Raw genomic sequence first — 17,697 nt, 5'->3', positions numbered from 1 at the left:
TGTCATGATGATTCCCGCGTGCCGTCTCGCGGATCTGCCGCGAGGCGAGGCCCACCGGCTCGACATCGAACCGCCCGTCTCGGTGTTCCACACCGACGACGGGGAGCTCTTCGCCATCGACGACACCTGCACCCACCAGGACGCCTCGCTCGCCGACGGCTGGCTGGAGGGCTGCGAGGTGGAATGCCCCCTGCACGCCTCCAGGTTCGACCTGCGCACCGGCGCCGTGGACGCACCCCCGGCCAAGCTCCCGGTCCGCACCCACGAGGTCGTCGTGGAGGACGGCACGGTCTACGTCCGGCTCTCCGCCGAGGCGCCCAACCTGCCGCCGTGCGTCACCGCCCGCCTCGCCGGAGGCGCGGCGTGAGGACCGTCGCCGTGGTGGGCGCCTCGCTGGCCGGTTTGTCGGCCGCGCGCTCGCTGCGGCAGCGGGGGTACGACGGCCGCCTGGTCGTCGTCGGCGACGAGCCGCACCGGCCGTACGACCGGCCGCCGCTCTCCAAGGAGTTCCTCGCCGGCACCCTCGGCGAGGCGGACCTGGCACTGGAGCGCGACGACGAGGACCTCGGGGCGGAGTGGCTGCTCGGCGCACGGGCCGTCGGTCTCGACCGCACCCGGCAGGCGATCCGGCTCGCCGGCGGCGGGGAGGTCCGCGCCGACGGCGTGGTCATCGCGACCGGCGCCGCCGCCCGTACCCTGCCCGGCACCGAGGGCCTCGCCGGCGTCCACACGCTGCGCACCCTCGACGACGCCCGGGCGCTGCGGGCGGACCTCGCCCGGGGCGGCCGCCTGGTGGTGATCGGCGGCGGGTTCGTCGGTGCCGAGGTCGCCTCCACCGCGTACGCCCTCGGCCTCGACGTCACCGTGATCGAGGCGGCCCCGACCCCGCTGGCCGGACCGCTCGGCGAGGCCATGGGCGCCGTCGTCTCCGCGCTCCACGCCGACCACGGGGTACGGCTGCTGTGCGGAGTGGGGGTCAAGGGGCTGAGCGGCGAGCGCCAGGTGGCGGGCGTGCTGCTCGAGGACGGCCGCAGCGTGCCCGCCGACACCGTCGTCGTCGGGGTCGGGGCGCGCGCCTCGGTCGACTGGCTGGCGGGTTCCGGCATCGCCCTCGACAACGGCGTGAAGTGCGGCGCCGACGGCCGCACCAGCGTCGCCGGGGTGGTCGCCGTCGGCGACTGCGCCAACTGGTACGACCCGCACACCGGCGCCCACCGCAGGATCGAGCACTGGACCGGCGCGCGGGAACGGCCGGACACCGCCGTCGCCACGCTGCTCGCCCACGGCGCGCGGGAACCGGGGGCGCCCCGGCCGCCGTACTTCTGGTCCGACCAGTACGGAGTGAAGATCCAGTTCGTCGGTCACGCCGCCGGGGCCGACAGCGTGACGGTCGAGGAGGGCTCGACCGACGACCGCAGCTTCCTCGCCGTGTACCGGCGGGCGGGCCGGCAGGTCGCCGTGCTCGGGATGAACCAGCCGCGGCTGTTCACCCGCGCCCGCAAGCAGTTCGGCACCGCCGCGTCCTGACCCGGCGCCCGCGCCACCCCACCGATCCACGACGTTCTCCGAGGAGTGCACCGTGACCTCGACCAGCCTGCCGGACAGCCTGATCGCCACCCTCCCCGGCTCCGCCTACACCGATCCCGGGATCTTCGCCCAGGAGCAGGAGCGCATCTTCGAGACGATGTGGTTCTGCGTGGCCCGCGCGGCCGATCTGCCGAAGCCCGGCGCCTTCCGCACCGTCGACGTGGGCCGCGAGTCCATCCTCGTCACCCGGGCCCGGGACGGGTCGGTCCGCGCCTACTTCAACGTCTGCCGGCACCGCGGCGCCAGACTCTGCACGGAGGAGACGGGCGAGGTCAGGCGGGCGTTCCAGTGCCCGTACCACGCCTGGACCTACGACCTGGACGGCAGGCTGGTCGCCGCCCCCAACCTCACCAGGATGCCGGACGTCGGGCGCACCGAGTACGGCCTGGTGGGCGTCGCCGTCCGCGAGTGGCTCGGCTATGTGTGGGTGTGCCTCGCGGAGAACCCGCCGTCCTTCGAGGAGGACGTGATCGGGGCGGCCGTCGAGCGGCTGGGTGACGTCGAGTCGATCGAGCGCTACGGCATCGAGGAGCTTTCCGTCGGCAGGCGGATCGTCTACGACGTCAAGGCCAACTGGAAGCTCATCATCGAGAACTTCATGGAGTGCTACCACTGCGCCACCATCCACCCCGAACTCACCGAGGTGCTGCCCGAGTTCGCCGACGGCTACGCGGCCCAGTACTACGTCGGCCACGGCGCCGAGTTCGGCGCGGACGTGCAGGGCTTCACCGTCGACGGCTCCGAGGGACTCGACCGCATCCCCGGGGTCTCGGTGGACCAGGACCGGCGGTACTACGCGATCACCGTCAAGCCGCAGGTGTTCATCAACCTGGTCCCGGACCACGTGATATTCCACCGGATGTACCCGGTGGCCGCCGACCGCACGATCGTCGAGTGCGACTGGCTCTACCTGCCGCACGTCGTCGAGAGCGGCAAGGACGTCAGCCGGTCCGTGGAGCTCTTCGACCGGGTCAACCGGCAGGACTTCGAGGCCTGCGAACGCACGCAGCCGGGCATGAGCTCACGGCTGTACGCCAAGGGCGGGGTGCTGGTGCCCAGCGAGCACCACATCGGCGCCTTCCACGACTGGGTCGGCGAACGGCTCGGAACCCTGCAGCCGGAGTGACGCCCGTGGCGCGCTTGCGCCGCCGGCGCGGTGCCGCCGAAGGCCGGGGGAGGAACCGCGCGACCAGCCTCCGCCGACCCGCAGCCGAGCGGGCGGGCCGTCCGGCGGTCGCCGCGCGGGCGGCTCAGCCCAGGTACCCCATGCGGTAGCTGATCTCCTCCGCGCCCTTGACCAGCACCGGGGCCAGCTCGTGCATGCGCTCCTCGGTGAACCGGTAGGACGGCCCGGAGGCGCTGATCGACGCGATGACCGCGCTGTCCCGGTCCCGGATCGGCGCGGCCATCGCGTGCAGCCCGATCTCCAGCTCCTCCAGCGTCCAGGCGTAACCGCGCTCCCGGGCCTCGGCGAGGTTCTTCTCCAGCTTCGCCTTCGAGGAGATGGTGTGCGGGGTCAGCTTCTTCAGGCCCCCGTCCGAGATCAGTGCGGCCCGCTCCGCGGCGGGCCGGTGGGCGAGCATGATCTTGCCGCTGGAGGTGGCGTGCAACGGGGTCAGCTGGCCGACCCAGTTGTGCGCGGTGACGGCGGCCGTACCCCGCACCTGGTAGAGGTTGATCGCGTAGTGCTCCTGCATCACCGCGATGTTGACCGTCTCGCCGATCTCCTCGGCCAGCCGCTCGCACACCGCCCGGCCCTGCTGGGTGACGTCGATGCGCCCGGTCACCGCGCCGGCCAGGCGTACGATGCCGAAGCCGAGCGAGTACTTGCCCCGCTCGCCCGACTGCTCCACGAGACCGCGCGCCTCCAGGGCGCCGAGCAGCCGGAACGCGGTCGACTTGTGAACATCGATCTCGGCGGCCACCTCGCTCACTCCCGCCTCGCCGCGCTGGGCCAGGATCTCCAGGACGCTGATGGCGCGGTCGACGGACTGCACGCCACCGGAAGATGAGCCGTTCGTTTCGGTATCCGGACTGAAGTTGCTCATAGCGAAACTATACGCGCAGTAAACAACGCACTCCAAGTAACGCGATGTGAACAAAGATCTTACAAGTTGCGTTGTTCGCAACCTGGTGCGTATAGCGATACCCGTACTAGCATGCCGCGCAATCGACGGCGCGAGCGAGACGAGGCACCATGGCTCCCTTGCAGTACGACTTCGTCATCGTCGGCGGCGGCTCGGCCGGCAGCGCACTGGCGAACCGGCTCTCGGCCGACCCCGGCAACCGGGTGCTCGTCCTGGAGGCAGGCCGCCCCGACTACCCGTGGGACGTCTTCATCCACATGCCGGCGGCGCTGACCTACCCCATCGGCAGCCGCTTCTACGACTGGAAGTACGAGTCCGAGCCCGAGCCCCACATGGGCGGCCGCCGTGTCTACCACGCCCGCGGCAAGGTGCTCGGCGGCTCCAGCAGCATCAACGGCATGATCTTCCAGCGCGGCAACCCCATGGACTACGAGCGCTGGGCCGCCGACGCCGGGATGGAGAGCTGGGACTACGCCCACTGCCTGCCGTACTTCCGCCGGATGGAGAACTGCCTGGCCGCCGACCCGGACGACGAGTTCCGCGGCCACGACGGCCCCCTGGTCCTGGAACGCGGCCCGGCCACCAACCCGCTCTTCTCCGCCTTCCTCAAGGCCACCGAGGAGGCCGGCCACGCGCCCACCGACGACGTCAACGGCTACCGGCAGGAGGGCTTCGGCAAGTTCGACCGCAACGTCCACCGCGGCCGCCGCCTGTCCGCGTCGAAGGCGTACCTCAAGCCCGCCCGGAAGCGCCCGAACCTCACCGTGCGGACCCGTGCCCTGGTCACCCGCGTCCTCTTCGAGGGCAAGAAGGCGGTCGGCGTCGAGTTCCAGCGCGGCAAGGGCGCCCTCCAGCAGGTCCGCGCCAGGGAGGTCATCCTCTGCGGCGGCGCGATCAACTCCCCGCAGCTGCTCCAGCTCTCCGGCATCGGCAACGCGAAGGAACTGGCCGCCCTCGGCATCGACGTCGTCCACGACCTGCCCGGCGTCGGCGAGAACCTCCAGGACCACCTGGAGGTGTACATCCAGTACGCCTGCAAGCAGCCCGTCTCCGTACAGCCGTACCTGGCGAAGTGGCGGGCCCCCTTCATCGGCCTCCAGTGGCTCTTCCGCAAGGGCCCGGCCGCCACGAACCACTTCGAGGCCGGCGGCTTCTGCCGCAGCAACGACGACGTGGACTACCCCAACCTGATGTTCCACTTCCTGCCCATCGCGGTCCGCTACGACGGCTCGGTGCCGGCCGGCGGTCACGGCTACCAGGTGCACGTCGGCCCCATGTACTCCGACGCCCTCGGCTCGGTGAAGATCAGGAGCAGGGACCCGCGCGAGCACCCGGCCCTGCGCTTCAACTACCTCTCCACCGAGCAGGACCGCCGCGAGTGGGTCGAGGCGGTCAAGGTCGCCCGCAACCTCCTCAACCAGCCGGCCCTCGCCCCCTACAACGACGGGGAGATCTCACCCGGCCCGTCCGTGGCGACCGACGAGGAGATCCTCGCCTGGGTCGCCAAGGACGGCGAGACCGCCCTGCACCCGTCCTGCACCTGCAAGATGGGCACCGACGAGATGTCCGTCGTCGACCCGACGAGCATGCGGGTGCACGGCGTGGAGGGCCTGCGCGTGGTGGACGCCTCGGTGATGCCGTACGTCACCAACGGCAACATCTACGCGCCGGTGATGATGATCGCCGAGAAGGCGGCCGACCTCATCCTCGGCAAGGAGCCGCTGCCGCCCTCCAGGGCGGTGTACTACCGGCTTCGCGATGCCCAGAAGCAGGCAGGGTAGACCGGGCCACGGCGGCGCTTTCGCGGCCGAATCGGGATGCGCGGAGCCCTTGACGGCTGTCGGCACATTCGGTCAGGGTGTTCCACCAAAAGCAAACCAATGCACAATGCGCAACGAATTCGGGCTCGAAGGGCGCGGCCGTGGCAGATCTGTATGTGGATGGGAAATGGCGCGCGGCGGTGGCCGGCGGCCACCGCGAGATCCGCTGTCCGGCGGACGGCACCCTCGTCGCGACGGTCTCGGAGGCGACCCGCCGCGACACGGAGGCCGCGATCGCCGCCGCCCGCCGCGCGTTCGACGAGGGCCCCTGGCCGCACACCCCCGAGCGCGAGCGCGGTGCCCTGCTCCTGCGCACCGCCGGCATCATCGAGCGCGACGCCAAGGAGTTCGCCCGCGCCGAGTCCCTGGACACCGGCAAGCGCCTGGTGGAGAGCGAGTACGACATCGCCGACGTCGTCTCCTGCCTCCGCTACTACGGCGGCATCGCCGGCACCGGCGCCGGACGCGTGGTGGACACCGGCCGCGACGACGCGCTCAGCCGGGTCACCTACGAACCCGTCGGCGTCTGCGGGCTGATCACCCCCTGGAACTACCCGCTGCTGCAAGCCTCCTGGAAGGTCGCCCCGGCTCTGCTGGCCGGCAACACGTTCGTCCTCAAGCCCAGCGAGCTGACCCCTTCCACGGCGATCCTGCTGATGAAGGCCCTGGAGGAGGCCGGACTGCCGGCCGGTGCCGCCAACCTCGTCCTGGGCGCCGGAGCCGAGGCGGGCGCACCGCTGGCCGAGCACCCGGCGGTCGACATGGTCTCCTTCACCGGCGGACTCGACACCGGCCGGCACCTCATGGCCACCGCGGCCGCCACGGTGAAGAAGGTCGCCCTCGAACTCGGCGGCAAGAACCCCAACGTCGTCTTCGCCGACGCCGACTTCGAGACGGCCGTCGACTTCGCGCTCACCGCGGTGTTCCTGCACTCGGGGCAGGTCTGCTCGGCCGGCGCCCGGCTGATCGTCGAGGACTCGCTGCACGACGCCTTCGTCGACGAGGTGGTCCGCCGCGCCCGCCTGATCCGCCTCGGCGGCCCCTTCGACCCCGAGACCGAGACCGGCGCGCTGATCTCCGCGCGGCACCGCGAGAAGGTCGAGGCGTACGTCGAAGCCGGGATCGCCGAGGGTGCCGTACTGCGCTGCGGCGGCGCACGCCCCGACGACCCCGCGCTCGCGAACGGCTTCTACTACCCGCCCACCGTCCTCGACGAGTGCCGCCAGGACATGCGCGTGGTGCACGAGGAGTCCTTCGGCCCCGTGCTCACCGTGGAGCGCTTCCACGACGAGGACGACGCCGTCCGCATCGCCAACGACACGGAGTACGGCCTCGCCGGAGCCGTCTGGACGCAGGACGCGGGCAAGGCCCAGCGGGTCGCCCGCCGGCTGCGCCACGGCACCGTCTGGATCAACGACTACCACCCCTACGTGCCGCAGGCGGAATGGGGTGGCTTCGGGCACTCGGGCGTGGGCCGCGAGCTGGGACCGACCGGCCTGGACGAGTACCGAGAGCCCAAGCACGTCTGGCAGAACATCCAACCCCGGCCGCAGCACTGGTTCCGCGGCTGACGCCGAAGAGAGGTCCCCACCATGCCCCCAGCCCAGACCGAGGCGTCGCAGCGGCGCGACACGTCCGAGGAACCCCGGGACCGCACCCCGGTCATCTCCGTGCGCCGGCTGTGGAAGGTGTTCGGGCCCAGGGCCGACGAGGTGCCGGGCTCCGAGGAGCTCTGCGGGCTCACCCGCCGCGAGCTGATGGACCGCACCGGCTGCACCGCCGCCGTGCGGGACGTCGACTTCGAGGTGTCGCCCGGCGAGGTCTTCGTCGTCATGGGCCTGTCCGGATCCGGCAAGTCCACCCTGGTGCGCTGTCTGACCCGGCTGATCGAGCCCACCGCCGGCGAGATCGTCTTCGAGGGTGAGGACATCCGGGACGCCGACGCCCGGCGGCTGCGCGAGCTGCGGCGCAGCAAGTTCTCCATGGTCTTCCAGCACTTCGGCCTGCTGCCGCACCGCAAGGTCGTCGACAACGTCGCGTTCGGCCTGGAGATCCGGGGCATGGGCAGGGCCGAGCGCGTGAAACGTGCGATGGAGACCGTCGAACTGGTGGGCCTCGCCGGCTACGAGAACTCCTACCCCGACCAGCTCTCCGGCGGCATGCAGCAGCGCGTGGGCCTGGCCAGGGCGCTGGCCGGTGACCCGGACGTCCTCTTCTTCGACGAGCCGTTCTCCGCGCTGGACCCGCTGATCCGCCGCGACATGCAGAGCGAGGTCGTCCGGCTGCACCACGAGGTCGGCAAGACCATGGTCTTCATCACCCACGACCTTTCCGAGGCGCTCAAGCTCGGCGACCGCATCCTGATCATGCGGGACGGCAAGACGGTCCAGTGCGGCACCGGCGACGAACTCGTCGGCGCCCCGGCAGACGACTACGTACGGGACTTCGTCAAGGACGTGCCGCGCGGCGACGTCCTCACCCTGCGCTGGATCATGCGGCCCGCCGAGCCCGGGGACGCCCTGGACGGACCGGAGCTGGGCCCGGACGTCGTGGTACGGGAGGCGACCCGGGCGGTGCTCGCCGCCGACAAGCCGGTCAAGGTCGTCGAGAACGGCAAGCTCCTCGGCATCGTCGGCGACGAGGAGATCCTCGCGGTCGTCGCCGGGCAGGAGGGCGGCGCCTGATGGCCGCCGTCGCCGACGCGACCGCGCCGGTCGCGACGATACGCAAGAAGGTCAGCCGTCCGATGGTGGTGGCGGCGATCCTGGTCGTCTGGCTGGTGCTCTTCGCCGCGTTCCGGGGCGGGCAGACGCTGACCCTGGCCGCCGCCGACCTCACCGGCCTGCACCGCTGGCTCAACGACGTCAACGACAGCATCGGTGCCAACCGCAACTCCAATCCGGTCTTCCTCTACTTCTTCAACGAGATCCGGCTGGCCATCGACAACCTGGTCACCTTCGTCCAGTCCCTGATCTCCCAGCCCGCCGACGGCCGCCCGGTCCCGCAGATCGGCTGGCTCGGCGTCGTCGGCCTCACCGGCTACGTCTCCTGGGCCGTGGGCAACTGGCGGGTCGCCCTGCTGGCCGTCGCCGGGTTCACCTTCTTCGGGCTCCAGGGCCTGTGGCAGGAGAGCATGGACACCCTGGCGCTGACCCTGTCGGCGGTCCTGGTGGCCCTGCTCATCGGCCTCCCGCTCGGGGTGTGGGCGGGGCTCTCCGACCGGTTCAACCGGATCATGACGCCGTTCCTGGACTTCATGCAGACGATGCCGACCTTCGTCTACCTCGCCCCGCTGACCCTGATCTTCCTCATCGGCGGCGCCTCCGCCGTCATCACCACGGTGATCTACGCGGCCCCGCCCGCCATCCGCATCACCGCGCACGCCATCCGCTCCGTCCCCGAGACCACGGTGGAGGCCGCCGACTCGCTCGGCACCACCCGCACCCAGCAACTGCTGAAGGTGCTGCTCCCGATGTCGAAGCGCACGGTCGTCATGGGCGTCAACCAGACCATCATGGCCGCCCTGGCCATGGTCACCATCGCCGCCCTGATCGACGCGCCCGGTCTCGGCAAGACCGTCGTGCAGGCCCTCCAGTCGCTCGATGTCGGCACCGCCTTCAACGCCGGCCTCGCCATCGTCGTCATGGCCATCGTGCTCGACCGGGTCACCACCGCGGCCGCCGCCCGCACCGAGACCCGCCGCACGGACGGGCGGTTGGGCAAGTGGCGCCGCCCGCTGCTGGGCGCGGGCGGGATCGCGGCCGCCGTCCTGGTCTACCTCTCCCACACCTACGTCTGGGCGGCCGAGTTCCCCGGCGACGGCACCGTCGGCAGCCACATCGCGAGCGCGGCGGACACCGCGACCACCTGGCTGCAGGACCACCTCTCCGGCCTCACCAACGCCCTGCGGGACGCCCTCACCAACGGCCTGCTCAACCCGTTCCAGACGCTGCTCACCGACTCGCCGTGGTGGCTGGTCGGCGCGGTCCTGGTCGGGCTCGGCGCGGTCCTCGGCGGCTGGCGGGCCGGGGCGACGGCGGCCGTGTGCGTCGGCCTGCTGGTCGGCACGGGCCTGTGGTCGGACAGCATGACCACCCTCGCCTCCACCGTCGTGGCCACCGTCCTGGTGATGCTGGTCGGCGTGGTCTTCGGCGTGTGGATGGGCCGCAGCACGCTGGTGGACCGGCTGATCCGGCCCACCCTGGACGCGGCACAGGTCATGCCGCCGTTCGTCTACCTGGTGCCGTTCCTGGCGCTGTTCGGCGCCACCCGCTTCACGGCGATCGTCGCGGCCGTCGTCTACGCGGCACCCGTGGCCGTCAAGATCATCGCGGACGGGGTGCGGAACGTCTCCGCGCCCACCGTGGAGGCGGCCACCTCGGCCGGGTGCAACACCTGGCAGATCATCACCAAGGTCCAGCTGCCGATGGCACGCAGCGCCCTGACCCTCGCGACCAACCAGGGCCTGATCTACGTGCTGTCGATGGTTGTGGTGGGCGGCCTGGTGGGGGCCGGCGCCCTCGGCTACGACGTCGTGGCCGGTTTCTCGCAGGGCGAGCTGTACGGCAAGGGGCTGGCGGCAGGGCTCGCCATCGTACTGCTCGGAGTCATGTTCGACCGGATCACTCAGGCTGCGGCACGACGCACCAGGGCATAAGGAGCTCGACACCATGGCACATCACTGGCGAGCCGGCGCGGCCGGCCTGGCCGTCCTCGGCCTCACCCTCACGGCCTGCGGCGGCGCGAAGGTCGGCGAGAGCAGTTCCGCCGGCTCGACGTCCTCGGGCGGCAAGTGCGGCCGTCAACCCCTGGGTGGGCTACGAGGCGGACGCGGCGGTCGTCGCGTACGTCGCGCAGCACGACCTCGGCTGTACCGTCGACAAGAAGGACCTGAAGGAGGAGATCGCCTGGCAGGGCTTCGGGACCGGCGAGGTCGACGCCGTCCTGGAGAACTGGGGCCACGACGATCTGAAGAAGAAGTACATCACCGGGCAGAAGACGGCCGTCGAGGCCGGCTCGACCGGCAACAAGGGCATCATCGGCTGGTACGTGCCGCCGTGGCTGGCCAAGGCGCACCCGGACATCACGAACTGGCAGAACCTCGACAAGTACGCGGCCCAGTTCAAGACCTCCGAATCCGGCGGCAAGGGCCAGCTGCTCGACGGCGACCCGTCGTACGTCACCAACGACGCCGCCCTGGTGAAGAACCTGAAGCTGGACTTCAAGGTGGTGTACGCGGGCAGCGAGACCGCGCTCATCCAGGCCTTCAGAACGGCCGAGAAGAACAAGCAGTGGCTGATCGGCTACTTCTACGAACCCCAGTGGTTCCTCTCCGAAGTGCCGCTGGTCAAGGTGAACCTCCCCAAGTACACGACGGGCTGCGACGCCGACGCGGCGAAGGTGGCCTGCGACTATCCCGTCTACAACCTCGACAAGATCGTGAGCGCGAGCTTCGCCAAGTCGGGCAGCCCGGCGTACGACCTGGTGAAGAAGTTCAACTGGACCAACGACGACCAGAACACCGTGGCCAAGTACATCGCGGTGGACAAGATGTCGGACGACGCGGCGGCGAAGAAGTGGGTCGACGCCAACCCCGACAAGGTCAAGGCCTGGCTGAAGTAGCCAAGGCCGCGGGAACAGCCGTTCCGGGACGCCCGGCGGGCGGTGCGCACCTGTGCGCGCCGCCCGCCGGGCGTTGCTTTCCGGCCGTCGTCAGACCCGTCGTGGGGCCCGTGAGGCCCCTTGACACCCCTCCTCGGAGGCGGGCACATTGAGTTGCGCAGCCTGAATCAGGTTGCGCAGAAAGCAACTGCACCGGTCTCAAGTTCGGAGGTTGGGCGATGGCGGGACCCCGAGTGGTCATCATCGGAGCGGGTGTCGTGGGGGCGGCCCTCGCGGACGAGATCTCCCAACGCGGCTGGACCGAGGTGACCGTGGTCGACCAGGGCCCCCTCCCGGCCACCGGCGGCTCCTCCTCGCACGCCCCCGGCCTGGTCTTCCAGACGAACCCCTCGAAGACCATGACGGAGCTGGCCCGCTACACCGTCGAGAAGTTCTGCTCCCTCGACGTCGACGGCAAGCCCTGCTTCCTCCAGGTCGGCGGCCTCGAAGTGGCCACCACGCCCGAGCGCCTCACCGAACTCCACCGCCGGCACGGCTGGATCACGTCCTGGGGCGTCGAGGCGCGGATCCTCACCCCCGAGGAGTGCGTCGAGCAGCACCCGCTGGTCAACCCCGACCGGGTCCTGGGCGGCCTCCTCGTCCCCACCGACGGCCTCGCCAAGGCCGTCCTCGCCGTGGAGGCCCAGATCCGCCGGGCCACCGAGCGCGGCGTGCGCTTCCTCGCCCGCCACGAGGTCCTGGACGTGCAGCAGAGCGAGGGCCGCGTCACCGGCGTACTGACCGACCAGGGCGAGATCCCCGCCGACATCGTCGTGTGCTGCGCAGGCATCTGGGGCCCGAAGATCGCCCGCATGGTCGGCATGAACCTGCCCCTCACGCCGCTCGCCCACCAGCTCGCCTGGACCGGCCCCGTCCCCGCCCTGGCCGGCCAGACCGAGGAGGCCGTCCGCCCGATCCTGCGCCACCAGGACGCCGACCTCTACTACCGCGACCGCTTCGACGGCATCGGCATCGGCTACTACGGCCACCGCCCGATGCCGGTCTCCGCCGACGACATCCTCTCCTTCGACGAGGCCGACCGGATGCCGTCGGTCCTGAAGTTCACCGAGGAGGACTTCGCGGACGCCTGGACCGAGACCCAGTCACTGCTCCCCGCGACCCGCGAGGCCAAGGTCGAGGAGGGCATCAACGGCCTGTTCTCCTTCACCACCGACGGCTACCCGCTGCTCGGCGAGTCCCCGGACGTCAAGGGCTTCTGGGTCGCCGAGGCGGTCTGGGTCACCCACTCCGCGGGTGTCGGCCGCGCGGTCGCCGAGTGGCTGGTCGACGGCCACTGCTCGTCCTTCGACCTGCACGAGTGCGACGTCAACCGCTTCGAACCGCACCAGCTCGCCCCGGAGTACGTCCTCGCCCGCGACTGCCAGAACTTCGTCGAGGTCTACGACATCCTCCACCCCCTCCAGCCGTCCGGGAAACCGCGCCCGATCCGCACCAGCCCCTTCCACGCTCGCCAGCAGGAACACGGCGCGTTCTTCCTGGAGGCGAACGGCTGGGAGCGCCCCCAGTGGTACGAGGCCAACGCGGGCCTGGTCGAGGGCCGCGCGATCCCCAACCCCAACGACTGGGCCGCCCGGTACTGGTCGCCGATCGTCGGTGCCGAGGCCCAGGCCACCCGCGAGACCGTCGCGATGTACGACATGACCGCCCTCAAGCGCCTGGAGGTGAGCGGCCCCGGCGCCGCCGGCTTCCTGGAGGGCCTGGTCACCGGGAAGGTCGCCAAGTCCGTCGGCTCGGTCACGTACACCCTGCTCCTCGACCACGACGGCGGCATCCGCAGCGACATCACCGTGGCTCGCCTCGGCCGCGACCTCTTCCAGGTCGGCGCCAACGGCAACCTCGACCTCGACTGGTTCAGCCGCCACCTGCCCGCCGACGGAAGGGTCCAGGCCCGCGACATCACCCCAGGCACCTGCTGCATCGGACTGTGGGGCCCACTCGCCCGCGAGGTCCTGCAGCCGCTCACCGACGCCGACTTCTCCAACGAGGGCCTCAAGTACTTCCGCGCCAGGCGCGCCTACATCGGCTCGGTGCCGGTCACCGCGATGCGGCTGTCGTACGTCGGTGAACTCGGCTGGGAGCTGTACACGACCGCCGACCAGGGCGCGAAGCTGTGGGACACCCTCTGGCAGGCGGCCGAGCCCCTCGGCGGGATCGTCGCCGGCCGCGGCGCCTTCAACAGCCTCCGGCTGGAGAAGGGCTACCGGTCCTTCGGCACCGACATGACCTACGAGCACGATCCCTACGAGGCCGGCGTCGGCTTCGCGGTCCGGCTCGACAAGGGCGACTTCATCGGCAGGGCCGCGCTGGAGCGTCGCAAGGCCGACGTACGGCGCAAGCTCACCTGCCTCACCGTCGACGACCCCCGGGCCGTCGTCATGGGCAAGGAGCCGGTGTACGACGGCGACCGCGCGGTCGGGTACGTCACCAGCGCGGCGTACGGCTACACGGTCGGCAAGGGGATCGCGTACGCGTGGCTGCTGGCGGAGCTGGCGGTGCCGGGGACCACCGTGCGGATCGGCTACTTCGACCAGCGCGTGGAGGCGGTGGTGGCGGAGGAGCCGCTGTTCGACCCGGCGATGGCCCGGCTCCGGGGCTGAGCAGCCCCCGCAGCGTCAGGCGGACCGCTCCGCCAGCCGCTCCAGGTGCGCCCCGCGCGACTCGTCCGTCTGGCCCTGGACCAGCAGGAACAGGGCCTCCCTCGCGAGGCGCTGGGCGCGTTCGCCGACGGACATGGCCCGGCCGCCGCCCGAGACCACCGCCGCGGTGGTCGCCGTACGCAGCAGGGTGAACGCCTCGGCCCGCAGCGCCAGACGCTCCCGTGCGTGCTCCTGCGGCACCGGATGATCGGCGAGCGCGTAGGCCCGGCGGCGGACCTCGCCGAGGCGCACCCGCAGGGGAGCGGCATACTCCTCCCGCACCAGGGCGAGGGCCGCCGCCGCGACCCCGAAGACCGCGGGGTTGGCGTTGCGGCTCTTCGGACGGTCCGTCGCCGCCCACTCCTCGTAGGGCATCCGCAGCGCCACCGCCTCCTCCGGCACCCGCAGGCCGTCCAGGTCCAGGGACACCGTCCGGGACGCGGTGAGCGCCGCCAGCCGCATCGGTTCCGAAGGCCGCAGGCCGGGCTGCTCCCGTGCCTCGACGAAGGCGAAGACCACCTCGTGGTCGTCGGTCACCCCGGCCAGCAGGAGCACGTCGTTCAGACCCCAGCCGGTGTACCAGGGCACCGTGCCGAAGAAGCGCACGCCGTCCGCCTCCCGCCGGACCCGCACGGGGATCCGCGGGTAGGACCGCAGATGCGCGTACGCCACCCCCGACAGCAGCTCACCGCGAGCCAGCGGGCCCAGGAGGCGGTCCCGTACCGGCAGGTCCGTCCCCACCAGGGTCAGCACCGGCGTGTGGTGCTGCGTCTGCACGAACCAGGTCGAGCAGCACGCCCCGGCCAGGATCTCCGCCGTCTCGCGCACCACGTCCGCGGGCGCCGCCGAGCCGCCGTACGCCACCGGCGCGTTCACGCCCAGCAGGCCCGAGCGCTTGATCGCCTCGATGTGGCTCGCGGGGACGCCCTCCTGGTCGACTCGCTCGGCGGCGGGGGAGAGGAGGCCGTCGGCGAGCTCCCGGGCGCGGGCGACGAGCGGATGCGCGGCGATGGTCATGGAGAAGATTCTTTCGGTTCCGCGGTGCGAGATGTCGATCCTTGGGCCTGCCGTTCGTGTAAAAGGCGAACACACCCCCACGACGACCGAGGAGAACGAGATGAAGCACTACCTGCTCAGCGTGGTCCAGCCGGCCGACGGCACCCCGCCCTCGCCCGAAGCGCTCGCCGCGATCGTGCGCGACGTCGAGGCGTTCCACGACGAGCTGCGCGCGGCCGGCGCCTGGGTCTTCGCGGACGGTCTGCACGGCCCGGAGACGGCCACCGTGCTACGGCCGAAGGACGGCGACGTGCTGATCACCGACGGTCCCTACGCCGAGGGCAAGGAGTACCTGGGCGGCATCTGCCTGATCCGGGCGGAGGACCTGGACGCCGCGCTGGAGTGGGGCCGCAAGGCCGCCCTCGCCACCACTCTCCCCATCGAGGTGCGGCCCTTCATGGGACAGCACTGATGGCGGAACCCGCCGACGTCGAGGCCGCCTTCCGTGCCGAGTACGGGCGCGCGGTCTCGGTCCTCGTCCGCTTCCTCGGCGACATCGACCTCGCCGAGGAAGCGGTCCAGGACGCCTTCACCACCGCGCTGGACAGCTGGCCGCGCGCCGGACTGCCGCCGAGCCCGGCCGGCTGGATCATCACCACCGCCCGGAACCGCGCGCTCGACCGGCTGCGCCGCGAGTCCTCCCGGGACGCGCGGCAGGCCGAGGCCGCCCGGCTGTACGCGCCCGACGCACCGGCCGAGGAGGGCCCCGTGCGCGACGAACGGCTCCGGCTGATCTTCACCTGCTGCCACCCCGCACTCGCCCTCCAGTCCCGGGTCGCCCTGACCCTGCGCCTGCTCGGCGGGCTCAGTACCGCGCAGATCGCCCGCGCCTTCCTGGTCCCCGAGCCCACCCTGGCCCAGCGGCTGGTCCGGGCCAAGGCCAAGATCCGCGACGCGGGCATCCCGTACCGGGTGCCGAGGGACGCCGACCTGCCCGACCGGCTCGGCGGCGTACTGGCGGTCGTGTACCTGATCTTCAACGCGGGGTACGGCGGTGATACCGCGCTGTGCGCCGAAGCCGTACGCCTGGGCCGGCTGTTGTACGAGCTGATGCCGGACGAGCCCGAGGCCGCCGGGCTGCTCGCGCTGATGCTGCTCGTCGAGGCCAGGCGTCCGGCCAGGGAGCCGGCGGCGGGGGTGCTGGTGCCGTTGAACGAGCAGGACCGTGGACGGTGGGACCGGGAGCTGGTCCGGGAGGGCCAGGACCTGGTCCGGCGGTGCCTGCGGCGGAACAGGCCCGGGCCGTACCAGATCCAGGCCGCGATCAACGCCGTGCACAGCGACGCGCCCACCGCCGAGGCCACCGACTGGGGGCAGATCCTGCGCCTGTACGACCAGCTCATGGCCGTCGCCCCGAGCCCCGTCGTCGCGCTGAACCGGGCGGTCGCGGTGGCCGAGACCTCGGGGCCGGGCGAGGCCCTGGACCAGGTCGACGCCCTCGACCTGGACCGGTACCACGTGCTGCACGCCGTCCGTGCCGACCTGCTGCGCCGCCTCGGCCGGGACACCGAGGCGGTCGCCGAGTACGACGCCGCCATCGAGCTGGCCGACAGCGTGCCCGAACGGGCCCACCTGGTCCGGCGGCGGAGCGGACTCGCGGGCTGAGACGGTGTGGCCGCGGTCCCGGCAGCCGGCTCCACGGGCCGGAATTTACTTCGGACGCTGAAAGGTTGCAATATACATCTGACCGTCGAGACCGGATCCGGGCCGCAAGGCCCATCCGCACCACCAGTGAGGCATCCGTGAACCAGCCCGCCCCCGAGCAGCCCGCCGACGTCGTGGCCCGGCTGCGCGCCACCTTCCGCACCGGCCGCACCAGGCCCGTCGAGTGGCGCACCGGCCGGCTCCGCCGGCTGCGCGCCATGCTCACGGAGCGCGGCGCCGAGATCGCCGTGGCCCTCCACGCGGACCTGGGCAAGAGCACCCGCGAGGCCTACGGCACGGAGATCGACTTCACCGTCCGGGAGATCGACCACACCCTCGACCACCTGGAGGAGTGGCTGCGCCCCGAGTCCGCACCGGTCCCGAAGCACCTGGGCGACGACGCGACCGCCTGGACGCAGTACGACCCCCTCGGCGTCGTCCTCGTCATCGCCCCGTGGAACTACCCGGCCCAGCTGCTGCTCGCCCCCGTGGCCGGCGCCCTCGCCGCCGGCAACGCGGTCGTCGCCAAGCCCAGCCCGGGCAGACCTGCGTGGCTCCCGACTACGTCCTGACCGACCCGGAGACCGCCGCGGCCCTGGAGCCCGCCCTGGCCAAGGCCGTCCAGGGGCTGTTCGGCAGCGAGCCCAAGGAGTCCGGCGAGTACGGCCGGATCGTCAACGAGCGCCACTTCGACCGGCTCAGCGCACTGCTCGGCTCGGGCCGGGTGGCGGTCGGTGGCGACACCGACCGGGCCGCCAGGTACATCGCGCCCACCGTGCTCGCCGATGTCGACCCGGAGTCCCCCGTGATGCAGGAGGAGATCTTCGGCCCGATCCTGCCCATCGTGACCGTCCCGGACCTCGACGGCGCGATCGGCTTCGTCAACGACCGCGACAAGCCCCTCGCGCTCTACGTGTTCAGCGAGTCCGACGACACCCGGGAGCGGATCGCCGCCGAGACCTCCTCCGGCGCCCTCGGGCACGGCCTGCCGCTCGCCCACCTCACCGTCTCCGACCTGCCGTTCGGCGGGGTGGGGGAGAGCGGCATGGGCAGCTACCACGGCCGCTACTCCATCGAGACGTTCAGCCACCGCAAGGCGATCCTCGCCAAGCCCCTGAGCTGAACCTCCTCACCGGCCGGGCCCCGGTCGGTGCCGTTTCCCCGCGGGAGGCCGGTCGACTGGTC

Annotated in this window: 12 protein-coding genes and 2 pseudogenes; 12 read left to right on the top strand and 2 right to left on the bottom strand. The window is 71.6% G+C overall.

Annotation, left to right across the window (positions count from 1 at the left end; genetic code table 11):
- The first annotated feature begins 4 nt into the window (after positions 1-4).
- The 3 genes from JF597_RS30370 to JF597_RS30360 are packed head-to-tail and all read left to right on the top strand — an operon-like array spanning position 5 to position 2,713.
- The gene (locus JF597_RS30370) at positions 5-367 is read left to right on the top strand and encodes a bifunctional 3-phenylpropionate/cinnamic acid dioxygenase ferredoxin subunit (protein ID WP_294002655.1); all 363 of its coding nucleotides are present in this window, start codon (positions 5-7) and stop codon (positions 365-367) included.
- Positions 364-1,527 carry an NAD(P)/FAD-dependent oxidoreductase gene (locus JF597_RS30365; protein ID WP_294002652.1) on the top strand — a complete coding sequence of 388 codons (1,164 nt, stop codon included), beginning with the start codon at positions 364-366 and terminating at the stop codon, positions 1,525-1,527. The genes JF597_RS30370 and JF597_RS30365 overlap by 4 nt, the downstream gene beginning before the upstream one ends.
- Positions 1,528-1,579: 52 nt before the next feature.
- The gene (locus JF597_RS30360) at positions 1,580-2,713 is read left to right on the top strand and encodes an aromatic ring-hydroxylating dioxygenase subunit alpha (RefSeq protein WP_294002649.1); all 1,134 of its coding nucleotides are present in this window, start codon (positions 1,580-1,582) and stop codon (positions 2,711-2,713) included.
- A gap of 124 nt (positions 2,714-2,837) precedes the next feature.
- Here the strand turns inward: JF597_RS30360 and JF597_RS30355 are convergent, their stop codons facing one another.
- On the bottom strand, positions 2,838-3,635 hold the full coding sequence (locus JF597_RS30355) for an IclR family transcriptional regulator (RefSeq protein WP_294002646.1): 798 nt from the start codon (positions 3,633-3,635) through the stop codon (positions 2,838-2,840).
- A 149-nt stretch (positions 3,636-3,784) separates the two neighbouring features.
- On the opposite strand from JF597_RS30355, the gene betA reads away from it, so the two are divergent.
- From betA to JF597_RS30325, 6 genes and pseudogenes are all read left to right on the top strand, one after another.
- Positions 3,785-5,455: a choline dehydrogenase gene (gene betA, locus JF597_RS30350; RefSeq protein WP_294002644.1), complete on the top strand. Its 1,671-nt coding sequence runs from the start codon at positions 3,785-3,787 to the stop codon at positions 5,453-5,455.
- 140 nt (positions 5,456-5,595) lie between these two features.
- Positions 5,596-7,065: an aldehyde dehydrogenase family protein gene (locus tag JF597_RS30345; protein WP_294002641.1), complete on the top strand. Its 1,470-nt coding sequence runs from the start codon at positions 5,596-5,598 to the stop codon at positions 7,063-7,065.
- A gap of 21 nt (positions 7,066-7,086) precedes the next feature.
- Positions 7,087-8,178, top strand: coding sequence for a glycine betaine/L-proline ABC transporter ATP-binding protein (locus JF597_RS30340; RefSeq protein ID WP_294002638.1), 1,092 nt, complete (start codon positions 7,087-7,089; stop codon positions 8,176-8,178).
- Positions 8,178-10,151 (top strand): ABC transporter permease subunit, encoded by a 1,974-nt coding sequence (locus tag JF597_RS30335; RefSeq protein ID WP_294002636.1) that lies wholly within the window; start codon positions 8,178-8,180, stop codon positions 10,149-10,151. Before JF597_RS30340 ends, JF597_RS30335 begins: the two co-directional genes overlap by 1 nt.
- Positions 10,152-10,164: 13 nt before the next feature.
- Positions 10,165-11,116, top strand: a pseudogene (locus JF597_RS30330) (ABC transporter substrate-binding protein).
- A gap of 218 nt (positions 11,117-11,334) precedes the next feature.
- On the top strand, positions 11,335-13,773 hold the full coding sequence (locus tag JF597_RS30325; protein ID WP_294002634.1) for an FAD-dependent oxidoreductase: 2,439 nt from the start codon (positions 11,335-11,337) through the stop codon (positions 13,771-13,773).
- Positions 13,774-13,788: 15 nt separating this feature from the next.
- Here the strand turns inward: JF597_RS30325 and JF597_RS30320 are convergent, their stop codons facing one another.
- On the bottom strand, positions 13,789-14,829 hold the full coding sequence (locus JF597_RS30320; RefSeq protein ID WP_294002632.1) for an acyl-CoA dehydrogenase family protein: 1,041 nt from the start codon (positions 14,827-14,829) through the stop codon (positions 13,789-13,791).
- Between the two features lie 100 nt (positions 14,830-14,929).
- Between JF597_RS30320 and JF597_RS30315 the strand changes: the two genes are divergently transcribed.
- The 3 genes and pseudogenes from JF597_RS30315 to JF597_RS30305 all read left to right on the top strand — a co-directional run bounded on the left by JF597_RS30315 (position 14,930) and on the right by JF597_RS30305 (position 17,635).
- Positions 14,930-15,280 (top strand): YciI family protein, encoded by a 351-nt coding sequence (locus JF597_RS30315; protein ID WP_294002629.1) that lies wholly within the window; start codon positions 14,930-14,932, stop codon positions 15,278-15,280.
- Positions 15,280-16,473: an RNA polymerase sigma factor gene (locus tag JF597_RS30310; protein ID WP_294002626.1), complete on the top strand. Its 1,194-nt coding sequence runs from the start codon at positions 15,280-15,282 to the stop codon at positions 16,471-16,473. The genes JF597_RS30315 and JF597_RS30310 overlap by 1 nt, the downstream gene beginning before the upstream one ends.
- Before the next feature lie 137 nt (positions 16,474-16,610).
- A pseudogene (locus tag JF597_RS30305) lies at positions 16,611-17,635 on the top strand (aldehyde dehydrogenase family protein).
- Positions 17,636-17,697 lie beyond the last annotated feature (62 nt).

The sequence above is a fragment of the Streptomyces sp. genome, from assembly GCF_019510245.1.
Classification (GTDB): domain Bacteria; phylum Actinomycetota; class Actinomycetes; order Streptomycetales; family Streptomycetaceae; genus Streptomyces.
The sequence above is the reverse complement of the archived record's forward strand: the minus strand, read 5'-3'. Positions and strand labels throughout refer to the sequence as shown.